General features: G+C 41.9%; 10 protein-coding genes. 3 read left to right on the forward strand and 7 right to left on the reverse strand.

Annotated features, from left to right (window positions below; genetic code table 11):
* The first annotated feature begins 215 nt into the window (after nt 1–215).
* Nucleotides 216–2,486 carry a GH92 family glycosyl hydrolase gene (locus LQ227_RS00540; protein ID WP_230144191.1) on the forward strand — a complete coding sequence of 757 codons (2,271 nt, stop codon included), beginning with the start codon at nt 216–218 and terminating at the stop codon, nt 2,484–2,486.
* Nucleotides 2,487–2,828: 342 nt separating this feature from the next.
* Here LQ227_RS00540 and LQ227_RS00545 read toward each other — a convergent pair whose 3' ends face one another.
* The 3 genes from LQ227_RS00545 to LQ227_RS00555 all read right to left on the reverse strand — a co-directional run bounded on the left by LQ227_RS00545 (nt 2,829) and on the right by LQ227_RS00555 (nt 9,016).
* Nucleotides 2,829–7,166, reverse strand: a complete 4,338-nt coding sequence (locus LQ227_RS00545; protein ID WP_230147769.1) for a PAS domain S-box protein — start codon at nt 7,164–7,166, stop codon at nt 2,829–2,831.
* A 243-nt stretch (nt 7,167–7,409) separates the two neighbouring features.
* Nucleotides 7,410–8,612, reverse strand: a complete 1,203-nt coding sequence (locus tag LQ227_RS00550; protein ID WP_230144189.1) for a sugar transferase — start codon at nt 8,610–8,612, stop codon at nt 7,410–7,412.
* Entirely contained in the window at nt 8,612–9,016 is a 405-nt protein-coding gene (locus LQ227_RS00555) for a response regulator transcription factor (RefSeq protein WP_175634355.1), read from the reverse strand. Before LQ227_RS00555 ends, LQ227_RS00550 begins: the two co-directional genes overlap by 1 nt.
* Before the next feature lie 446 nt (nt 9,017–9,462).
* On the opposite strand from LQ227_RS00555, the gene LQ227_RS00560 reads away from it, so the two are divergent.
* Nucleotides 9,463–11,730, forward strand: coding sequence for an ATP-binding protein (locus LQ227_RS00560; RefSeq protein WP_230147771.1), 2,268 nt, complete (start codon nt 9,463–9,465; stop codon nt 11,728–11,730).
* 53 nt (nt 11,731–11,783) lie between these two features.
* On the opposite strand, the gene LQ227_RS00565 is transcribed toward LQ227_RS00560, so the two are convergent.
* On the reverse strand, nt 11,784–12,518 hold the full coding sequence (locus LQ227_RS00565; RefSeq protein WP_230147773.1) for a glycosyltransferase family 32 protein: 735 nt from the start codon (nt 12,516–12,518) through the stop codon (nt 11,784–11,786).
* The gene (locus LQ227_RS00570; protein ID WP_230147774.1) at nt 12,515–14,041 is read right to left on the reverse strand and encodes a lipopolysaccharide biosynthesis protein; all 1,527 of its coding nucleotides are present in this window, start codon (nt 14,039–14,041) and stop codon (nt 12,515–12,517) included. Before LQ227_RS00570 ends, LQ227_RS00565 begins: the two co-directional genes overlap by 4 nt.
* A 113-nt stretch (nt 14,042–14,154) precedes the next feature.
* On the opposite strand from LQ227_RS00570, the gene LQ227_RS00575 reads away from it, so the two are divergent.
* On the forward strand, nt 14,155–14,904 hold the full coding sequence (locus LQ227_RS00575) for a glycosyltransferase family 2 protein (protein WP_230144185.1): 750 nt from the start codon (nt 14,155–14,157) through the stop codon (nt 14,902–14,904).
* Here the strand turns inward: LQ227_RS00575 and LQ227_RS00580 are convergent.
* Together LQ227_RS00580 and LQ227_RS00585 are read right to left on the reverse strand one after the other, a co-directional pair.
* Entirely contained in the window at nt 14,896–15,822 is a 927-nt protein-coding gene (locus LQ227_RS00580) for a glycosyltransferase family 2 protein (protein WP_230144184.1), read from the reverse strand. The genes LQ227_RS00575 and LQ227_RS00580 overlap by 9 nt on opposite strands.
* Nucleotides 15,823–15,873: 51 nt before the next feature.
* Complete coding sequence (locus LQ227_RS00585; RefSeq protein WP_230144183.1) at nt 15,874–17,097, reverse strand: glycosyltransferase; 1,224 nt, start codon at nt 17,095–17,097, stop codon at nt 15,874–15,876.
* Nucleotides 17,098–17,183: the final 86 nt, after the last annotated feature.

Genomic DNA, 17,183 nt, shown 5'->3' on the forward strand with positions numbered 1-17,183 from the left:
AATCAGCAACCTTTTATGCTAAAGATAGACAACGGAAAAGCCGTCCAAAGATGAGAAATACCAAAAAGGATAAAATTGATAACAATTTAATAAATCGTTTTACTAACTTGCTCTCTTAATCAAATACCCCACAGTCAAATATTGTTTAGCTTCTAAATTAGGGTAAAAACAGCGGACTCAAGTAATACTAAGCTTGTTGGTTTTACAAAAAAAACATGAAAAAATACTTCTGCGCTTTATTAAGCTGCGCTTACGCTTTCACATTATTTACCAGTCTAGCCACTGCACAACAGAAAAAACAGCCGGTCGATTATGTAAACCCCTATATCGGGAATATTAGCCATTTGCTTGTTCCCACCTATCCTACTGTTCATTTACCCAACAGTCTGTTGAGGGTTTATCCCGAGCGGGATAATTTCACATCCAATACGATACATGGTTTACCGCTGGTCATTACCAGCCATAGGGGAAGTTCAGCCTTTAATTTAAGCCCGTTTCAGGGAGATCTGAAAAACATTAAAGCGACCATGGCTTATGGTTACGATAACGAAACCATTAAACCCTATTATTATGAGGTAGATCTGGATGACTATGACATTAATATCCAGTTTGCGCCCTCGCATCAATCGGGAATCTACTCCATTAACTTTTCGAAATCTGGCCCTGCTTATCTGATTCTAAATACCAGAAATGGGGAACTTACGGTGAAAGAAAATGTGGTCAGCGGTTTCCAGGAGTTGAGCAATAACACCAAAGTCTATATTTATTTCCAGACTGACCTATCACCCATTGCTGCCGGCAAACAAAAGAACGGTCAGATAGACGCACAGGATCAATCTGCTTCAGGTCAGAACGCTTATCTGATACTAAAATATCCGGCCAATACCAGGCAGATCAAAGCACGTTACGGCATATCATTTATCAGTGTAGAGCAGGCAAAGCGAAACCTTAATAGGGAAATAAAGGATTATCAGTTAGATAAAGTAGCACAGAATGGAAAAAATATATGGAACCAAACCCTTGGGAAAATTGCTATAGAGGGAACAGATGAAACGGCTAAAACCATTTTTTATACCTCGCTCTACCGCACATATGAGCGCATGATCAGTTTATCTGAAGATGGTCGGTATTTCAGTGCCTTTGATGGAAAAGTCCACGATGATAACGGGATTCCTTTTTTTACCGATGATTGGATCTGGGATACTTACAGGGCAACACACCCACTACGTGTGATAATCGAGCCAAAAATGGAAGGCAATATGATTAATTCCTACCTGCGTATGGCCCAGCAAATGGACGACCATTGGATGCCAACTTTTCCTGAAGTTACCGGCGATAGCCGCAGAATGAACAGCAATCATGGCGTGGCCACCATAATCGATGCCTATAATAAAGGCTTGAGAAGTTTTAACCTTGAGCAGGCTTATCAGTATTGTAAGGCTGGCATTACCGAAAAAACGCTATCACCCTGGTCGGGAAAAAAAGCTGGTGTCCTGGATCAGTTTTTCAAAGACAAAGGATACTTTCCGGCATTGCCGCCAGGAGAAAAGGAAACCGCACCAGAGGTTCATGGTTTTGAAAAGCGCCAGCCCATAGCAGTTACTTTAGGTACCGTTTACGATGAATGGTGCCTGGGCAACATCGCTCAGCAACTCGGCAAAACAGATGAGGCTAAATATTTTTTAGAGAAGAGTAAAAGCTACCATACCGTATTTAACCCAGACACGAGATTCTTTCACCCAAAGGATATTGACGGCAAATTTATCCAGCCTTTGGATTACCGGTTTTCAGGAGGACTTGGAGCAAGGGAAACGTATGATGAAAACAATGGCTGGCTTTACCGCTGGGATGTCCTGCATAATTTAGGCGATTTAGTAGAGATGATAGGCGGAAAACAGGCTTTTGTTGATGAGCTCGAGAAAATGTACAATACTCCACTGGGAAAAAGCAGGTTTGATTTTTATTCCCAGTTACCCGATCATACCGGTAATGTTGGACAGTTTTCAATGGGCAACGAACCTGCCATGCATATTCCCTATCTGTATAATTATGCCGGTCAGCCCTGGCGGACCCAGAAACGTGTACGCAGTTTACTTGCTCAATGGTTCCGTAACGATTTGATGGGGATCCCGGGTGATGAGGATGGAGGTGGATTAACTTCATTCGTCGTTTTTTCCCAAATGGGTTTTTACCCCATCACTCCGGGTCTGCCTATGTACGTTATCGGTAGCCCGATGTTTTCCAGTGTAAAACTGGATATAGGAAATGGTAAAAAATTCGAAGTGTTATGCTTAAATTATGCACCGGAAAACAAATATATCCAGTCTGCGAAATTGAACGGACAGGTATGGAACAAGTCATGGTTTTCCCATGAGGATTTAATGAAAGGCGGAAAACTGGAACTGACGATGGGTAAACATCCTAATAAATTATGGGCATCAGCAGAATCATCGATTCCTCCTTCCTTTAAAATGTCTGTCAAGTAATACGCAGGGCTGCTTGGGGCGGCCCTTATCCAATAAAAGATTTAGGTGCCGCAGGTATGCTGCATTAATGTCTACCTGACGCCGACAGCTCCGCATCCGCGATGGAGGTGTAAAATGGGGATCTGGACTTATAGTCCTGTCCCCCATTTTACACTTCCTATCTGGGATAACAGCATTTCTTTATTTGCCACACGACATTCCCTGCCTATGATTTCAGTTAAAAATTTTTACGCTGCCAATGACTATTCTAACCGGCAAGAAAGCAATCAGGTACCCATATAGCTAAACGATACCGCTAGCTCCGCCTTAATTATCTAACTTATCAATGGTAATGCAACTTGCTTATTGAACATATACTTCCAATACTGGAATAAGCTCGTCAATGCCTACTTTTAGTTCTTCTACCAATGCTAAGATAGCTGCAAATTCATAAAATGAAATAGTCTGAAGTCTTCCGCTTATATCGGCCAGGTTTTCCAGTCCCGCAGAAGTAGACATTCCATATAGCTTATGCGCCAGGGAAATAAGCATATCATAATCCTCTGGTTGGATATCTTTATTCAACTGGCCTGCCGCAGCATGAAGCTGTCCAATGGTTATGCCAATGATCTTTCCCAGTTTTATACGATCGCCGTTAAAGTAACGATTCAGCTTAGCAATATTAAAATGTTTTTTTTTTGCACCGCCATCCCTTAATTTGCTGTTAAGCGAATTTACTGGCTTCACTAGCCACTTATTAAGTATGGTTGCTATATGTTCTTCTAAAACTGGTTTGGTAATAAAATCATCCATCCCTGCAGCCATACTTTTTTCCCGCTCGCCCTTCACGTTTGCAGCTGTAAGCGCAATAATAGGAACCCTGGTATGCTCTTCCAGCGATCTTATTTTCCTGGCAGATTCATATCCGTTCATTTCAGGCATCTGAATATCCATAAAAATAAGATCAAAAGTTTCTTGCTGAAAAAGGCTAATGCCCAATACACCGTTTTCTGCCTCCATTATAACACTTTTCGGATACAGTTTTTCCAGCAGAGATCGGGTCAAAAACCTGTTAACAGCATTATCCTCGACGATTAGAAACCGGTATGCATGACTTTCTATTGAGTCCATGAGTGTAGTATCCTGCCTGTTTTGATAAGATGCTTCCCGTGTCCTTATTCTTGTCAGGGCAAGATAAAGATCGTTCATTTTGATCGGCTTAAGTAACCTGTTATCGATATGAAGATCGTTACAGCCTTTGATGATCTTTCCATCATCAGATGAGCTGTGTAAAAGGATTAACGGGATCTCGCCTCCATCAGCGGAAGGAAAATTTTCCCTGATTTTGGCAGCAGTTTCAAGGCCATCCATATACTCCATGTGATAATCCAGTAAAATGGCATCATAAGCTTGCCCTGCAGCCAGTAATTGCAGTGCTTCAAAACCATTTTTTGCCTGGTCAGATACAATATTTTTCAGCACAAGCATATCAGTCAATATCTGTCTGTTGTTATTGTTATCATCTACAATGAGTACCCTGCTGATACTTCCCATTTCCATCCATTCAATCAGGTCGCCTTGTTCATACCGCAGGTTTACATCGAAATAGAAGGTACTTCCTACGCCCGGTTCGCTCTCCAACCGAAGCTGGCTATCCATCATGTTCAGCAGTTTATTGGAAATGGTGAGCCCCAGTCCTGTTCCGCCATATTTCTTTGTTGTTGAGGAATCTTCTTGCGAGAATGCCTCAAAAATCTTTACTTGTTTGCTTTTGGCAATTCCGATACCGGTATCTCTGACAGAGAACCTCAACAAATGATTGTCGCCCTCGCTTTGCAGTGATTCAATTTTAAGTTCTATTTCACCTTCTGTTGTAAATTTTGCCGCATTGCCCAACAAATTAATTAATACCTGTTTCAACCGCAGCGCATCGGCCCATATAAACCGCGGCAGGTCGGGATGAAGATTCAACAACATCTCCAGGTTTTTGGTATGGATCTGATAATTGGTGATATCGCTGGCCTGCCAGGCAAGATCGTACAAATCGCACCGATCTATATCAAGTTCAAACTTGCCAGCCTCGATTTTGGAGAAATCAAGGATATCGTTAATGATTCCCAATAAGGAATTGGCCGACTGGTGTACTATTTTAAGATACTGCTGCTGCGTGCTGTTCAGCTGGGTTTTCAAGACCAGATCGGTAAAGCCGATTACACCGTTAAGCGGCGTTCTGATCTCATGGCTCATATTGGCCAGGAATTCTGATTTTGCAAAATTGGCAATATCTGCCCGCAACCGTGCCGCGGTCAGTTCCTGCCGATGCTGCACTGCTGCTGAGATGTCGTGCGTAAAGATCATCATTCCACCGATAGTTTTATCGGCTTTGTACCAAGGGGTCATCTCCCAGGCAATATGCTTTAAGTCGTTAGTTATCGGATTTACATAAGTATCTTCATCTTTTTTGATTGTTCTGCCTCTTAGAACTTCCTGATGCACATCTTTACGTTCCTGAGAAAGCTCGGGAAATACCTCGTAATAGGAATAACCTTTTATATCGCCTTCAATCTGGGTATAAGCTTTTATCCATGTGCGGCTCGCAATTAAAAACTTCATGTTATTATCAACCATGGCCACCGATGCAGGTGCATTCTCAATAAAAGCAATCAACAATGCCTTTTCCAGGGCAAGTTCCTGCTGAATCGCTTCTTTCTGAGTAATATCGATTGATATCCCTAAATATCCAATCGTATCGCCATTACTGCTTTTGATTGAGGTAATAGATAATGATACTCTCACCCTTTTAGCATCCTTCGTAATAAAAGTAAAAATTCTTTCCCTTTCTGGACTATCTGCACACTGTGCATAAAAACCGAATCCAGTTACTTCGTCTTCTGTAGCAGCGCTGAAATCAGCACAAATCTCCGAAACTTCCCGCTCGTCATGAAACATGATCGGCGTCTGTTTTCCGACCATTTCTTCAGCTGTATATCCCAGCATGCGTTCAGAGCCTTCATTAAATACTGTAATTGTTCCATCGAGGTCTGTCGCAATGATACTTACCCCAGTAGCGGCCGAAAGTACCTCATCAAGCAGTTTTTTAGATTCGGCAACCGCAAGCTGAGCACGTTTCTGCTCATCAATATCCTGTATAGTACCATATATCCTTACCGGAACTCCATTTGCAATTTCTGCTTTGCCAATAGCCCTCACCCAGATATTACGACCATTAAAATCGACGATCTGAAGTTCCTCATCCCATTCCTTCCCGCTGTTCAGGCATTCATCCATAGCTTGCAAGATCCGGTTTCTATTTGGGCCGGGCTCATAAAAAGCGATGGCATTATCTGTCGTAGGGATAAATCCATCGGGTACGCCATGGATTTCGCGCGTTATTTTTGACCAATGTAGCTGCTGATCTTTGAGATTCAGCTCCCACCCCCCAATTCTTGCCAAACCGCTGGTTTCTTCGAGCAGATCCTTTATATGTATCAGATCGGCCTCCAGTTTTTTCTGGTCTGTAATATCTACCGCATTCCCAACTATATAAGGTTCGCCCTGAAGGTCTTTTTGCAAAATATTTGAATACAACCATAAGCGCTCCTCGCCCGATTTACGCCTTATGATCATATAACCCGTCGATTGCCCCTTTTCAACTATATCGAACAGATACTGGCGCAGATGAGTATGTCTTTCTGCGGGAATGATATCGAAAAGACTTTTTTCAATCAATTCTGATCTTCTGTAACCGAGCGACCTGGCCCCGGAAGGATTCAGCGAAATCAGGTTTCCATGAATATCGTGCGTACACATGAGGCCTTGAGAGCTTTCAAAAAATGCCTTTAATTTTTGTTCACTGACTTTTAAGGCATGGTTCTTTTCCATTTCGGCAGTTACATCCCTACCAATTGCGAATACATCACCATCCCTTTCCTCAACTGTAGCTGTCCATTCAATCATCCTGAATCCTCCATCCTTCATGGCCACCTGATGGGTAGGATCCTCTTCCTGCTTACGGCTTATCAGATTTTTCCAGATTCTGCCGGCTTGTTCGAGTTCAGCTGCCGGAACAATATCGAGCAGTGTTTTTTGCCTGAGCTCCTGTTCTGTCCATCCCATTTTGATATCGAAACTGGTATTCATCCGCTTAAATTTCAAATCCTTATCCAGGATACAGATAAGATCGTCTGAATGTTCGAAAAGCAGGCCTATATTCTTGTCTTCAGTCTTTTTTACACGTTCGTGAATGAGTACGCTGATTTCTTCTACCAGCAGCGAAAGCAACTTTTGCTGGGTTGTTGTAATTTTTTTTGGCACCATATCCATCACCGTTAAAGATCCCAGAACAATGCCGTTATTATCCCTTATCGGGTATGCTGCGTAAAACCTTATTTTTTCTCCATTAACGACCTCCAGATGCCCATTAAAACGTTCATCATCGAGAATATCTGCAATGATCAGCGTTTGGCTTAAAACCAAAGGATAGTTACACAAGGGCAAAACAACCTTAACCGCTTTAGCATTGAGGCCCTTAACGGTTTTACACCACAGGTTGGTGCCATCTGAAAAGGAAATTAACGAAATCTTGCTTTCACAAGTTAAGGCAGCCATCTCGCTAATCCTGTCGAAATCACTTTCCCGGCCCTTCCCTATTATTTCGTAACTGTAGGATTTCCTTAAACGTGCGGTTAGATCTTCTTGCATTCCAATATTTTATTTTTTTCAACGGCCACAGATTAGCATAGCTAATCAATCTTTTCTCTCAGCGGCTAACCGCACCAACGCCTCTGTGAGGCTAGAGCCACAGGGCTTATTAATGGGTTAGTCCTTAAATATCAGAAAAAAATAACAGGTATAGCACATCCGGTTTTCTTTTTATGGGTTTATTTTTATTTACAACTGGGCAAATTGGCCCATTGTCTATTCCCCATCCGGCTTTGTTTACCGCTATACGTTTTCTTTCTGAAAAAGTGCCGGTATAGTTTTTAAAATAAGCCTGATATCGTTCCAGAAACTCTGCTTCAAGGCGTAAGTGTTATCGAGTATTAGCCGTTCTTCCTCACTCATTTCACCCCTTCCGCGTTTTTCTACCTGCCATAAACCTGTTATCCCGGCCGGTGCGGCAAACCTTAGCACATATTTATCTGTAGTTAGTTTCTCGGCTTCATAAATGGGCAATGGCCTGTTACCCACAATACTCATATCGCCCTTTATTACATTCCAAAGCTGTGGCAATTCATCTATGCTGGTATTCCGGATAAAATTACCAACCCGGGTAACCCTCGGATCGTTGGCGATTTTAAAAAACGCTGATCCGCTTTTTTGCGAACTCAGATATACACCATCCTTTTCACACCACTGGGCTCCATCAGCATAAACAGGATACTGGCATTTCCCCTGTGACATGCAGGAGCTGCAGAGTGTAAAATCTGTTTTGCGGGTTTCTTTTTTTTCCTGGTCAACATCGTATTGGTTCAAATGTTTCAGGTCTTTAATCTTTTGATCTGCATTCACGTACATTGACCTGAATTTATAAAAACGAAAAACTTTGAACCCCGTGCCGCTTCTTAACGAATAGTAAAATACCGGACCTTTGGATTCTACCCATATTGATATTGCTACCAGTAATAATAAGGGAAACAGCAAGATCAGGGCTAATCCGGCAAAAAAAACATCAAACAAGCGCTTGGCAAAACCGATGTGATACACTGGTCTGCTGGTTATTTTTACCTCACGGTTAAGTGAACCCCAGTTATTAACGAGGAATACAAGCCGTTTTTCGAGGCGTTCTTTTTCTATAGGCAGCCTAAAAACATCAGAAACCCCAGCCGTTAAGGCCAATATCCTTAAATTTGAATTAAAATACCTTACAACCAGAAGAAAGGGAACTGAAGGCACTTGGCTTTTTTTTAGTGTTTCGAGCAGGGAAAGCCCACCGTCCGACAAAATTTCGCTATTAGAAATAACAGCTGTAACATTTAACTGCTGCTCCGTCCATTCCTGTACAAGCCTTAATCCATTTTCAAAACGAACGATTTGTATATCGTCAAAATTGCATGCATCAAAATCAATGTGCTGAAAATCCCTTTCAAAACCTACAAGGGCAATTACCGGCTTATTCATTTGGTCGGGCTTCACCGCATACTCCATTACGAAAGATTTTTACCTGCGCGCCTTAGTACCATTTTAATCCTTGCCTCGAGTTCTGCCGGGTTAAAGGGCTTAATCACAAAGTCATCTGCCCCTGCATCCAGGCATTTGATCCTTTTATCCGAGCTCTCCTCGCCCGATAAGATCATAATCGGCAAGGAATGGAAAAAGTCGCTCACTTTTAACTGTTCAATTAATTCAAGGCCGTTCATGTTCGGCGTATTCAAATCAGAAATAATAAGGTCGGGAATGTTGCCACTCTGCAGGAAAGTTAATGCACTGAGGCCATCAGGCCGTATATCAATCTGGTAGTTTGCTGTGAGGATCTCCTCAAGTATTGCTTGCATAAACTCATCATCCTCAACCAAGAGTAAACGAGTTTTGGGGTTATTGGTTTGGGTCATGATAGGGACTTATTGCAACGCATTGATTTTCTATAAAAACCGGTTTAGAAAAGATAATAGTTAAATAATTCTAGACGAAAACGGTTTTCTCTACTATCATTATTGTCAGTTTTACAGTCAAAAATGGAAACCGAAATTTAAATGACAGTAGTCTGAATTTGATGATATCAATGTCGTTGTACAATTATAAAAAAAAATCAGATTAATCCCTATTATTTTCCCAAACGTTGAAAGAATAAATAAAACGCTGTAAACGAGCCATACATTTTAAAAAAGGCGATAAATCTACTGTATAAAAAAGCAGTTAACCCTTTGTACGTATAGCCCTACCTGGTCGTAACCAGTGTATTAATAACAACAATCGGGCTTTTAGATACTAAATTGCTCATGTGCTGTATTAGCGGATTATTTTTTTATAAATTTAACCTGTTATTAAATCTATCTTGATGAACAGCTTTTCCTTATCCCTTGATCCCGCACAATTGAACAGGCTTTTCCCTTATTTTATCCTGTTGGATAGCGATATGAAGATATTGCATATTGGCGATAAACTGAAAAATATTTATGCCGATTGTCAGAACGGAAACTTGTTTGATTATTTTGAACTTCATGAATTAAACGGTAAAGGACAATTTCCCTTGGGCGAACCGCTTCTCATCAGCCCGAGACATACAGGTGGAAAAATAAAAGGGTGCTGGGAAAAATCTGCCGAACAGGAACTGTTATTTTTTGCCGGGGCAGACTATATCCAACAAAATGGGCTTGGTGAGATAAATGGAAAAAACAGTGCTACTGCGGATACATATCCTTTGCTCAACGCCCACCATTTCGACAGGATCCTCGGAAATATGGGCTTTGGCTTTATAGAGATGGATGTTGCTGGCAGAATACAGTATGCCAATAAACGTTTCTGTGCCTTGTCTGGCTATACGCTGGATAACATGTACCAGCAAATGCCTGATGTACTTTTTGGCAACGATTTTTTTTCAGCAGCTTATAAAGATGAGGATTCGGAAGAAGCAGACGCAGCATTGCATGAGATTGTGTTTACTGATGCCCAAGGCAACCAAAGACTATGGTTGGCCGGCCGTGCGGTAAATTACAATGAAAGAAATGAAAATACAGGTTGGATAAGCATCTGTTTTGATGTAAGCGATCACAAAAGCTTTGAGCAGGAACTGATTACAGCCAGGAAAGATGCTGAGCGGGTAGCCACCATCAAGGCAATGTTTTTGGCCAATATGAGCCATGAAATCAGAACTCCTATGAATGCCATTATCAGCATGACCAACCTGCTTTCCAAAACCACGCTTACCGAAGAACAGGATTACTATATTCAAACGGTACAAACCGCTTCAAAAAGTCTCCTGGTCATTATTGATGACATTTTAGACCTCTCTAAGATGGATGCAGGAAAACTCAATCTGGAACAAATTGGCTTTAGCTTACCAATGGTATTTAGTGAGGTAATGCAGGTGGTTACGCACAAGGCCATAAAACGCGGACTGGAAATCCATTACCTTCCGCCAGCGGATATCGAAATATCGCCTGTACTGGTTGGCGACCCTTACCGGATAACCCAGGTTGTGCTTAATTTAATGACCAATGCCATTAAATTTACCGAAAAAGGTTCAGTGCTGTTAACAGCTATTGTAAGGGAGGATAGCGAGACTTACCAGGAAATTGAAGTTTTGGTGAAAGATACCGGGATTGGAATGGATCCTGAATTTTTAAGCCGTCTGTTCGATAATTTTAGCCAGGAATATGAATCTGTAACACGCGAATATGGTGGCACAGGTTTAGGCATGAGTATTTCGCAAAAACTGGTCTCGCAAATGGGCGGATATTTCAATGTAAAAAGCGAGAAAGGCCAGGGCTCAGAGATTTCCTTTGTTATTAAACTCGAAAAAGGTAAAACAACCGATGTACCTGCCGAAACAAAGATTACCCACAACGAAGATTTATTTGCAGGGCGCAAAATCCTGATTGTGGACGACAACGAAATGAACAGACTGGTGGCTAGTACGGTTTTATTAGCCTATGGCCCGCAGGTAATGATTGCCGAAAATGGCGAAATAGCCCTCGACATGTTAAATGAAGAGGCTTATGATATCATTCTGATGGATATACAGATGCCTGTCCTTAACGGTTATGATACGACCAAAACCCTCAGGGCAGGCGGATATACGGGCGTAATCATTGCACTCACGGCATCGGCCATTGAAGGTGAAAGAGAGAAATGTTTGGCCGCCGGGATGGACGACTATATTACCAAGCCAATAAACGAAGAACTGCTGATTGGCGTGATTGATAACTGGATTCAAAAAACGGCAAGCCAGGTTATTGCTCCTGAAATTGATTTACCATTGTATAACCTTGACGGGCTACGTGTGATCAGCAAGGGGCGCGAGGATTTTGTAACCAAAATGATCGAAATGTTTTGCGGACAGATACCCGACGCGTTAAAACAGCTCAATCAGGCTAGCGCCGATGGTGACCTTGAACAGTTATCTAAACTTGCCCACAAACTCAAATCCACCATTGATCATCTGGCCATTATACCGCTTCAGCGTATCATAAGGGAAATTGAAGCAGTGGATGAGGGAAGTATCCCAGCTCCTAAACTAGCAGAAATGATTGCGGAGGTAAACGATGTGCTTAACCGGGTAATGGCCGAACTCAGGGAAGAAATTGTGATCAGAAATAGTCAGTAAACCAATTCTGACAGGAACAGATTGAGCAATTCAAGCAATCCTCCGTGTGGCTCTCAGCGCCCTAGGAGCTTTCTGTATATTTTAGATAGAAAATCCGATACTCTTTTCCCTAACAGCTGGTTCGATAGTTTACCCACAAGACTATAATCAGCACCAGAAATCCACGAGGCTGCGAAATGATGGATGCTATAGGTATTTGCCGTAATTTTCAGTTTCAGTGTTTTCCAGCTTTTCGGGCTAAAAAACTCACTGGGATAAATGGTGCAATAGCCATCAAGCTGCTGAAAGGAATTATTTAACTGCAATCCTTTTCCTGCTTTCATAAATGCTGTGATGCTTTCGGTATTCGGCATGGTGTCTGGCTTTCCGTTTGCCAGGTAAAAACTCCTGTTGTCGTAATAAGCAAGTAAATCATTCACCCATTTGCCATCCCTGATGCTTCCCATAATTGCTGATGAAAGTAAAAGATTATCTTCAAATCCTGTAAAGGCTAAATTGCCAAGCATTGCCTCATCCAGTGGTTTTAAAAGCTCCACATCTGTGTCGAAATAAATGCCTCCCATATTTTTCAAAGCATATAAGCGGCAAACATCAGAAACAAAAGCAAATTTACGCTCGAGATAAGCCTCCGCACAGTATTGGTAACTGTTTACATCAAAATTTTCCTCGTTCCACTCTACAATGCGATAATCGGGAAGGTATTTCTGCCAGGAAGCCAGGCAATTGATCACAAGCTCAGGCTTTTCTCCTTTACCAAACCAGCAATAGTGGATTATTTTAGGTATCATAGCTTCATTTTATTTAGAATCTTCCTGTAACCTTGGGTTAGCGTAACCCGATCAAACTGCATAAATAGCGTAATCAAAAGCAAAATCAGCCCGATTAGCATACAATTCATGATAAAGGTAAACCAGGATGTAACCGTAATCAAACCGATACTTCTCCAGCCATAAGTTACCGCAACCAGCAACGTAAAACCTGCTAATCCCCTAACAATCTTAAAAAAGAAATAGCTCCTTTTCTCTTTCAGGCAATGTGCGGCGTAAATGGGTGTGAAAGTAAGGTGACTAAACGCGCCGCTTATTGCTGCCGCCACCGGAATGGCATATATCCCCAGGCTGCTGTACAGGCAAAGTAAAATCACCATTACAAAATTCAGCACGGCAATAAAAATACCCCAGATTGATGCAATTCTCAACTTATTGGTGATGATAAAAACATGATGTACTGTTTCTACTGTTCCATGAATGATGAAGGGCAATAGCGTAATCACCGAAAGCAGGTGGAGCGCGGTGGAATCCTGGCCTGGCAGCCATAGCCGGAAAAAATCGCCACCATAAACAAAAAATACAGCCAAGGGCAACAGTACAACCATAAAAATAGCCTTAAACGATAAGTTGAGGGTGCTTTTAAGTTTTCCCATATCTTCCTGAGCATAGGCTTTTAGCATTTCGGGTAGAAATATGGGCACAACAATTCCGAGCAGGATATAAATTGCATTGGGTATGAACTTGGTTAATGAAAGGAAACCCATTCCCGAGGCACCAAAAAAGTGGTTTGCAATTAATAAATCCAGTTGGGTATTGATTACATTCGACAGGGCAATAATAGAATTCCACATACCGAAGCCCGCGATCAGTGAAAGCGCACTCCAGGAGAAAAGCGACCTGTCAATCACCACTTCAGGGAGGAGTCTTTTGGTAAGCCTGTAATTTGCAAAACATATGTAAATTGCTGTTAATACCGTTACCAGTCCCAGAAAATAAATTTTAGGCTTAAAAAGATAAAACAGGAACGCCACTGCGCAAAGTTTCACCACATTGGATATAATATTGATATAGGCGAGCTTATCGAATCTGTTGACGGCAAAAGCTGCGACTGAAAAAACCGCTGAAGAGACATTGATCACCAGGCTAAAAAAAATGAATACAAACAGCAACCGAACATCATCAAAAAGGCCGGGCGGAATATCGAGTATATTATTGATGAACAGACAGAATAGCGCGCTCAATACAATGAAACCAAGTGATATCAACATATTGCCAAACAAGATGGAGTTGAAATAAACATTCACTTCTTTGACGTCTTTTTTTTCGAGGCTGATGGTGATATACCGGCTCGACATGGAATTTAGTGCAGTTGTAATAATCCCTGCATACATCACAAAGTTATTGGAAAGGGGGAAGAAACCATAAGCCTCTTTACCCAGGTGCGCCACAATATAAGGTGTAAGAAAGAAAGAAATCCCTACACCAGAAAGTGCACTAAAAAAGTTGGAGACCAGGTTAACAACAAAACGTCTTCTATCCATATCAATAGCTGCCCTAAAGTAATGGTTTTATTTGAATATCATCGGTGCCCTAATATATTATCATAAAAAATTTAGCTATTTTGGTCAAACGAAAAAAACATAACCTAAAGAGATTGGACCCGCTTGTATCAATTGTTACCCCATGCTATAATTCAGCAGCTTTTATAACAGAAACCCTCAATACTGTAATTGCCCAGAGCTATACAAACTGGGAACTGATTGTTGTAGATGATCGCTCTACCGATGATACCTGCCAGATAGTTGAAGCATTTGCCAGCCGGCACAATGGTATCCGGCTGATAGCCTTAAAGGAGAATGGAGGAGTATCGAATGCCAGAAATATCGGTTTGGCAGAAGCGAAAGGCAAGTACGTCGCATTTCTTGATAGTGATGATATCTGGCTTAAAGATAAGCTTAGCCGACAGGTATCCTATATGGAAAAGGAACTTCTGCCCCTTACGTTCTGCGCCTACAAACGCATTAACGAACAGGGAAAAGTAGTTTCAGGTCAGATTCCGGCTCCACAGGCAGTAGATTATAATGCGCTGCTTGCCCATAACGTGGTGATATTTTCGACTTCTATGATGTTAAAAAGTGCCATTGGCGACTTAAAGTTTAGCCCTGCAGGCCACGAAGACTGGATCTTTTTACTCAAACTGCTAAAACAGTGCAGACAGGGCTATGGCATTAACCAACCGCTTGCCTATTACCGGGTAAGACAAAATTCGGTTTCATCTAACAAACTCAAAGCAATTGGTTATACCTGGAAAATATTCAGGGAAAGCGAGGGCATAGGTTTTCTCAGATCAGCAATTTTACTTGGGAGATATGCTGTTTCTGCCAGCCTGAAAAGATTAAGATGAGCCATTACCAGGCAATACCAGTCCCAGTTTTTTACTGTGCTTTTTGTGCGTAAAGTTCCACCAAAGCCCCCTGAGCACCTGTTTTACCAAATCTTGTCTTCCCTTGGCAAGATAAATCAATACTGCTTTTGGGCAGGCGATAAAACAAAAATACAGCGAGAAGAACAAAGTGGTTATCCAACCCGTGTTTTTTCTGATAAACAGCATTCTGTTTCTGGTCATAAAATATACCTTGAGCGGACTTTCCTTTCCCACACTAACAGATTCCTTATGGTAAACGTGGGTCTTTCCGGTAAACCAGACCTCTTTGCCTATCCGTCTGAATTTTTCACACCAGTCGAGTTCTTCGTAATAGAGAAAATAATTTTCATCCATTAGTCCGGCATTCAACAGATCCTGCCTGCGGCACATCACCGCCGCTCCATGGCAGAAAGCGGTGCTATAGCTCTTCAGGAACTGCCCATGGTTACGTTCAAACTGACCAACATAGGCATTTCTGCCCGTTAGGTAATTTAAGGGGGTAAAACCGGCATACTGAACCAGGTCCTTCTGCTCGAAATAAAGCAATAAGGGCGATAACAATCCTATTTTTTCATTGGCATCAAATTCGGCATGCATGGTTTCCAGACAGCCTGCCGGTATTTCGGTATCGTTGTTCAGCAGCAGAATGTAATCGCCTTTGGCATGCCTGATTCCCAGATTGTTGCCCCCTGCGAAACCGAGGTTTTCAACAGAACGGATATAGTGGATATTTCCAAAATAGGGTGCATATATATGCGCCTGGTCTTGATCTGCGCCATTATCTACCAGTATAACCTCAGTGTCTTCTGCACGATAAGACCTATTGATAGACTCCAGTAAGGCTATAGTTACTGTCGGTTGATGGAAATTAACGGTGATAATTGAGGTCGACGGCATATCTGACTTAAATATTTACAATCTTAATGAACAAGCTGGGGAGATTCAGTATTACACCACCGTAGATGTTGCCAAACCACTTTCTACAGCATTTATGGCCTTATAGATTTCCCGGGCATTGGCCTCCCAGGTATGTGTTCCGGCAAAATCAATCCGCTCACGGGCCAGCTCCAGACTGTCCTCAGCAAGCGCTTTTTCAGCCAATTGCAGGTATTCTTCCTTCGTCGATGCCAAATAAACGTGATCTGCAAAGAAATCCATCGCTTCGGTTCTGGTAGCCAGTGTAGGTTTACCCATTGCCAGATACTCATCAATTTTACGGGGATAATTACCTATTGTAAGTGGATTGATCACCTGGGGGTTAAGGCAAACATCGAAACCCTTAATATATGCAGCCAGCATTTCTGGCTTTTTCGGGCCCAGAAAAAACACATTGTTTAGCTTATGGAGCTCGCTCCTGCTAAAATCTTCATCCTGTGGCCCTACAAGTACCATACTCCAGTCTGGCCTTTCTTTTGCCAGGTATAGCAGGATCTTTTCGTCGAGCCTTATGGATAACAAGGCGCCAACATAGCCCAAAACCGGCTTTTTGATAGCGGAAAGATCTGATGGTATTTCCAGCACCTCATCATTACTAAAAAGCGCTAAATCGCAGCCCTGCCCAACGTAAAATGAATTCGGATTATATTTTCTGCAATAGCCTGCCAAATAAACCGAATTGGCTACACAAAGGTCACTTTTTGCAATCAGCTCGGGCTCCATATAAGTACCATGCCGCATCCAGTATGGCGTGGCTACAACATTATCTCTCGAGTAATAAACGCTTAAATCGGGCTTCAAAAGCTCTTTTAGGTGAAAGCTCCGAAAAATATCGTTATCATTAAACAGGATAAAATTTTTAAGGCCAAGCTGAGCAACCGCACCGCAGATCGATCTGGCGAACCGGGTATTGTTGATTTTATTTAACCACCTGAACAGCCCCCTGAATCTGATCCAGTTTACAGATTCTATGATAATCTGAGGATTATACACCCAAAGGTTTGCCGATACTTCTGTCAAAGCTTCTTCTTTACCAGCAATAACGCGCAATCTTTTTTTTACGCCTTCTGTATCGCGCTGCAATACACTTGTTTTTCGATCTAATGGTGCATTAACATACAATACACGGTTGTTTTTACTAAACTCCAGCGCTAAATCCTTACAATTGCTACCAATAGGAATATCCCAGGGCTGTTGCCCCACAATGATAATGTCCCTGTTATTTAGAATAGCCATTGGATTATGTTTTTTGTTTAGGTGTTTTTATTCCTTTAATAAACCCAAAGATGCCGGCAATTGCACCGGTAATGATCAATAATAAT

It is taken from the genome of Pedobacter sp. Bi27 (assembly GCF_918698255.1).
In the GTDB taxonomy this organism is placed as follows: domain Bacteria; phylum Bacteroidota; class Bacteroidia; order Sphingobacteriales; family Sphingobacteriaceae; genus Pedobacter.

Coding starts and splice junctions, on each gene's coding strand:
- LQ227_RS00540 (WP_230144191.1), top strand. CDS start 216: ATGAAAAAATACTTCTGCGCTTTATTAAGCTGCGCTTACGCTTTCACA.
- LQ227_RS00545 (WP_230147769.1), bottom strand. CDS start 7,166: ATGCAAGAAGATCTAACCGCACGTTTAAGGAAATCCTACAGTTACGAA.
- LQ227_RS00550 (WP_230144189.1), bottom strand. CDS start 8,612: ATGGAGTATGCGGTGAAGCCCGACCAAATGAATAAGCCGGTAATTGCC.
- LQ227_RS00555 (WP_175634355.1), bottom strand. CDS start 9,016: ATGACCCAAACCAATAACCCCAAAACTCGTTTACTCTTGGTTGAGGAT.
- LQ227_RS00560 (WP_230147771.1), top strand. CDS start 9,463: ATGAACAGCTTTTCCTTATCCCTTGATCCCGCACAATTGAACAGGCTT.
- LQ227_RS00565 (WP_230147773.1), bottom strand. CDS start 12,518: ATGATACCTAAAATAATCCACTATTGCTGGTTTGGTAAAGGAGAAAAG.
- LQ227_RS00570 (WP_230147774.1), bottom strand. CDS start 14,041: ATGGATAGAAGACGTTTTGTTGTTAACCTGGTCTCCAACTTTTTTAGT.
- LQ227_RS00580 (WP_230144184.1), bottom strand. CDS start 15,822: ATGCCGTCGACCTCAATTATCACCGTTAATTTCCATCAACCGACAGTA.
- LQ227_RS00585 (WP_230144183.1), bottom strand. CDS start 17,097: ATGGCTATTCTAAATAACAGGGACATTATCATTGTGGGGCAACAGCCC.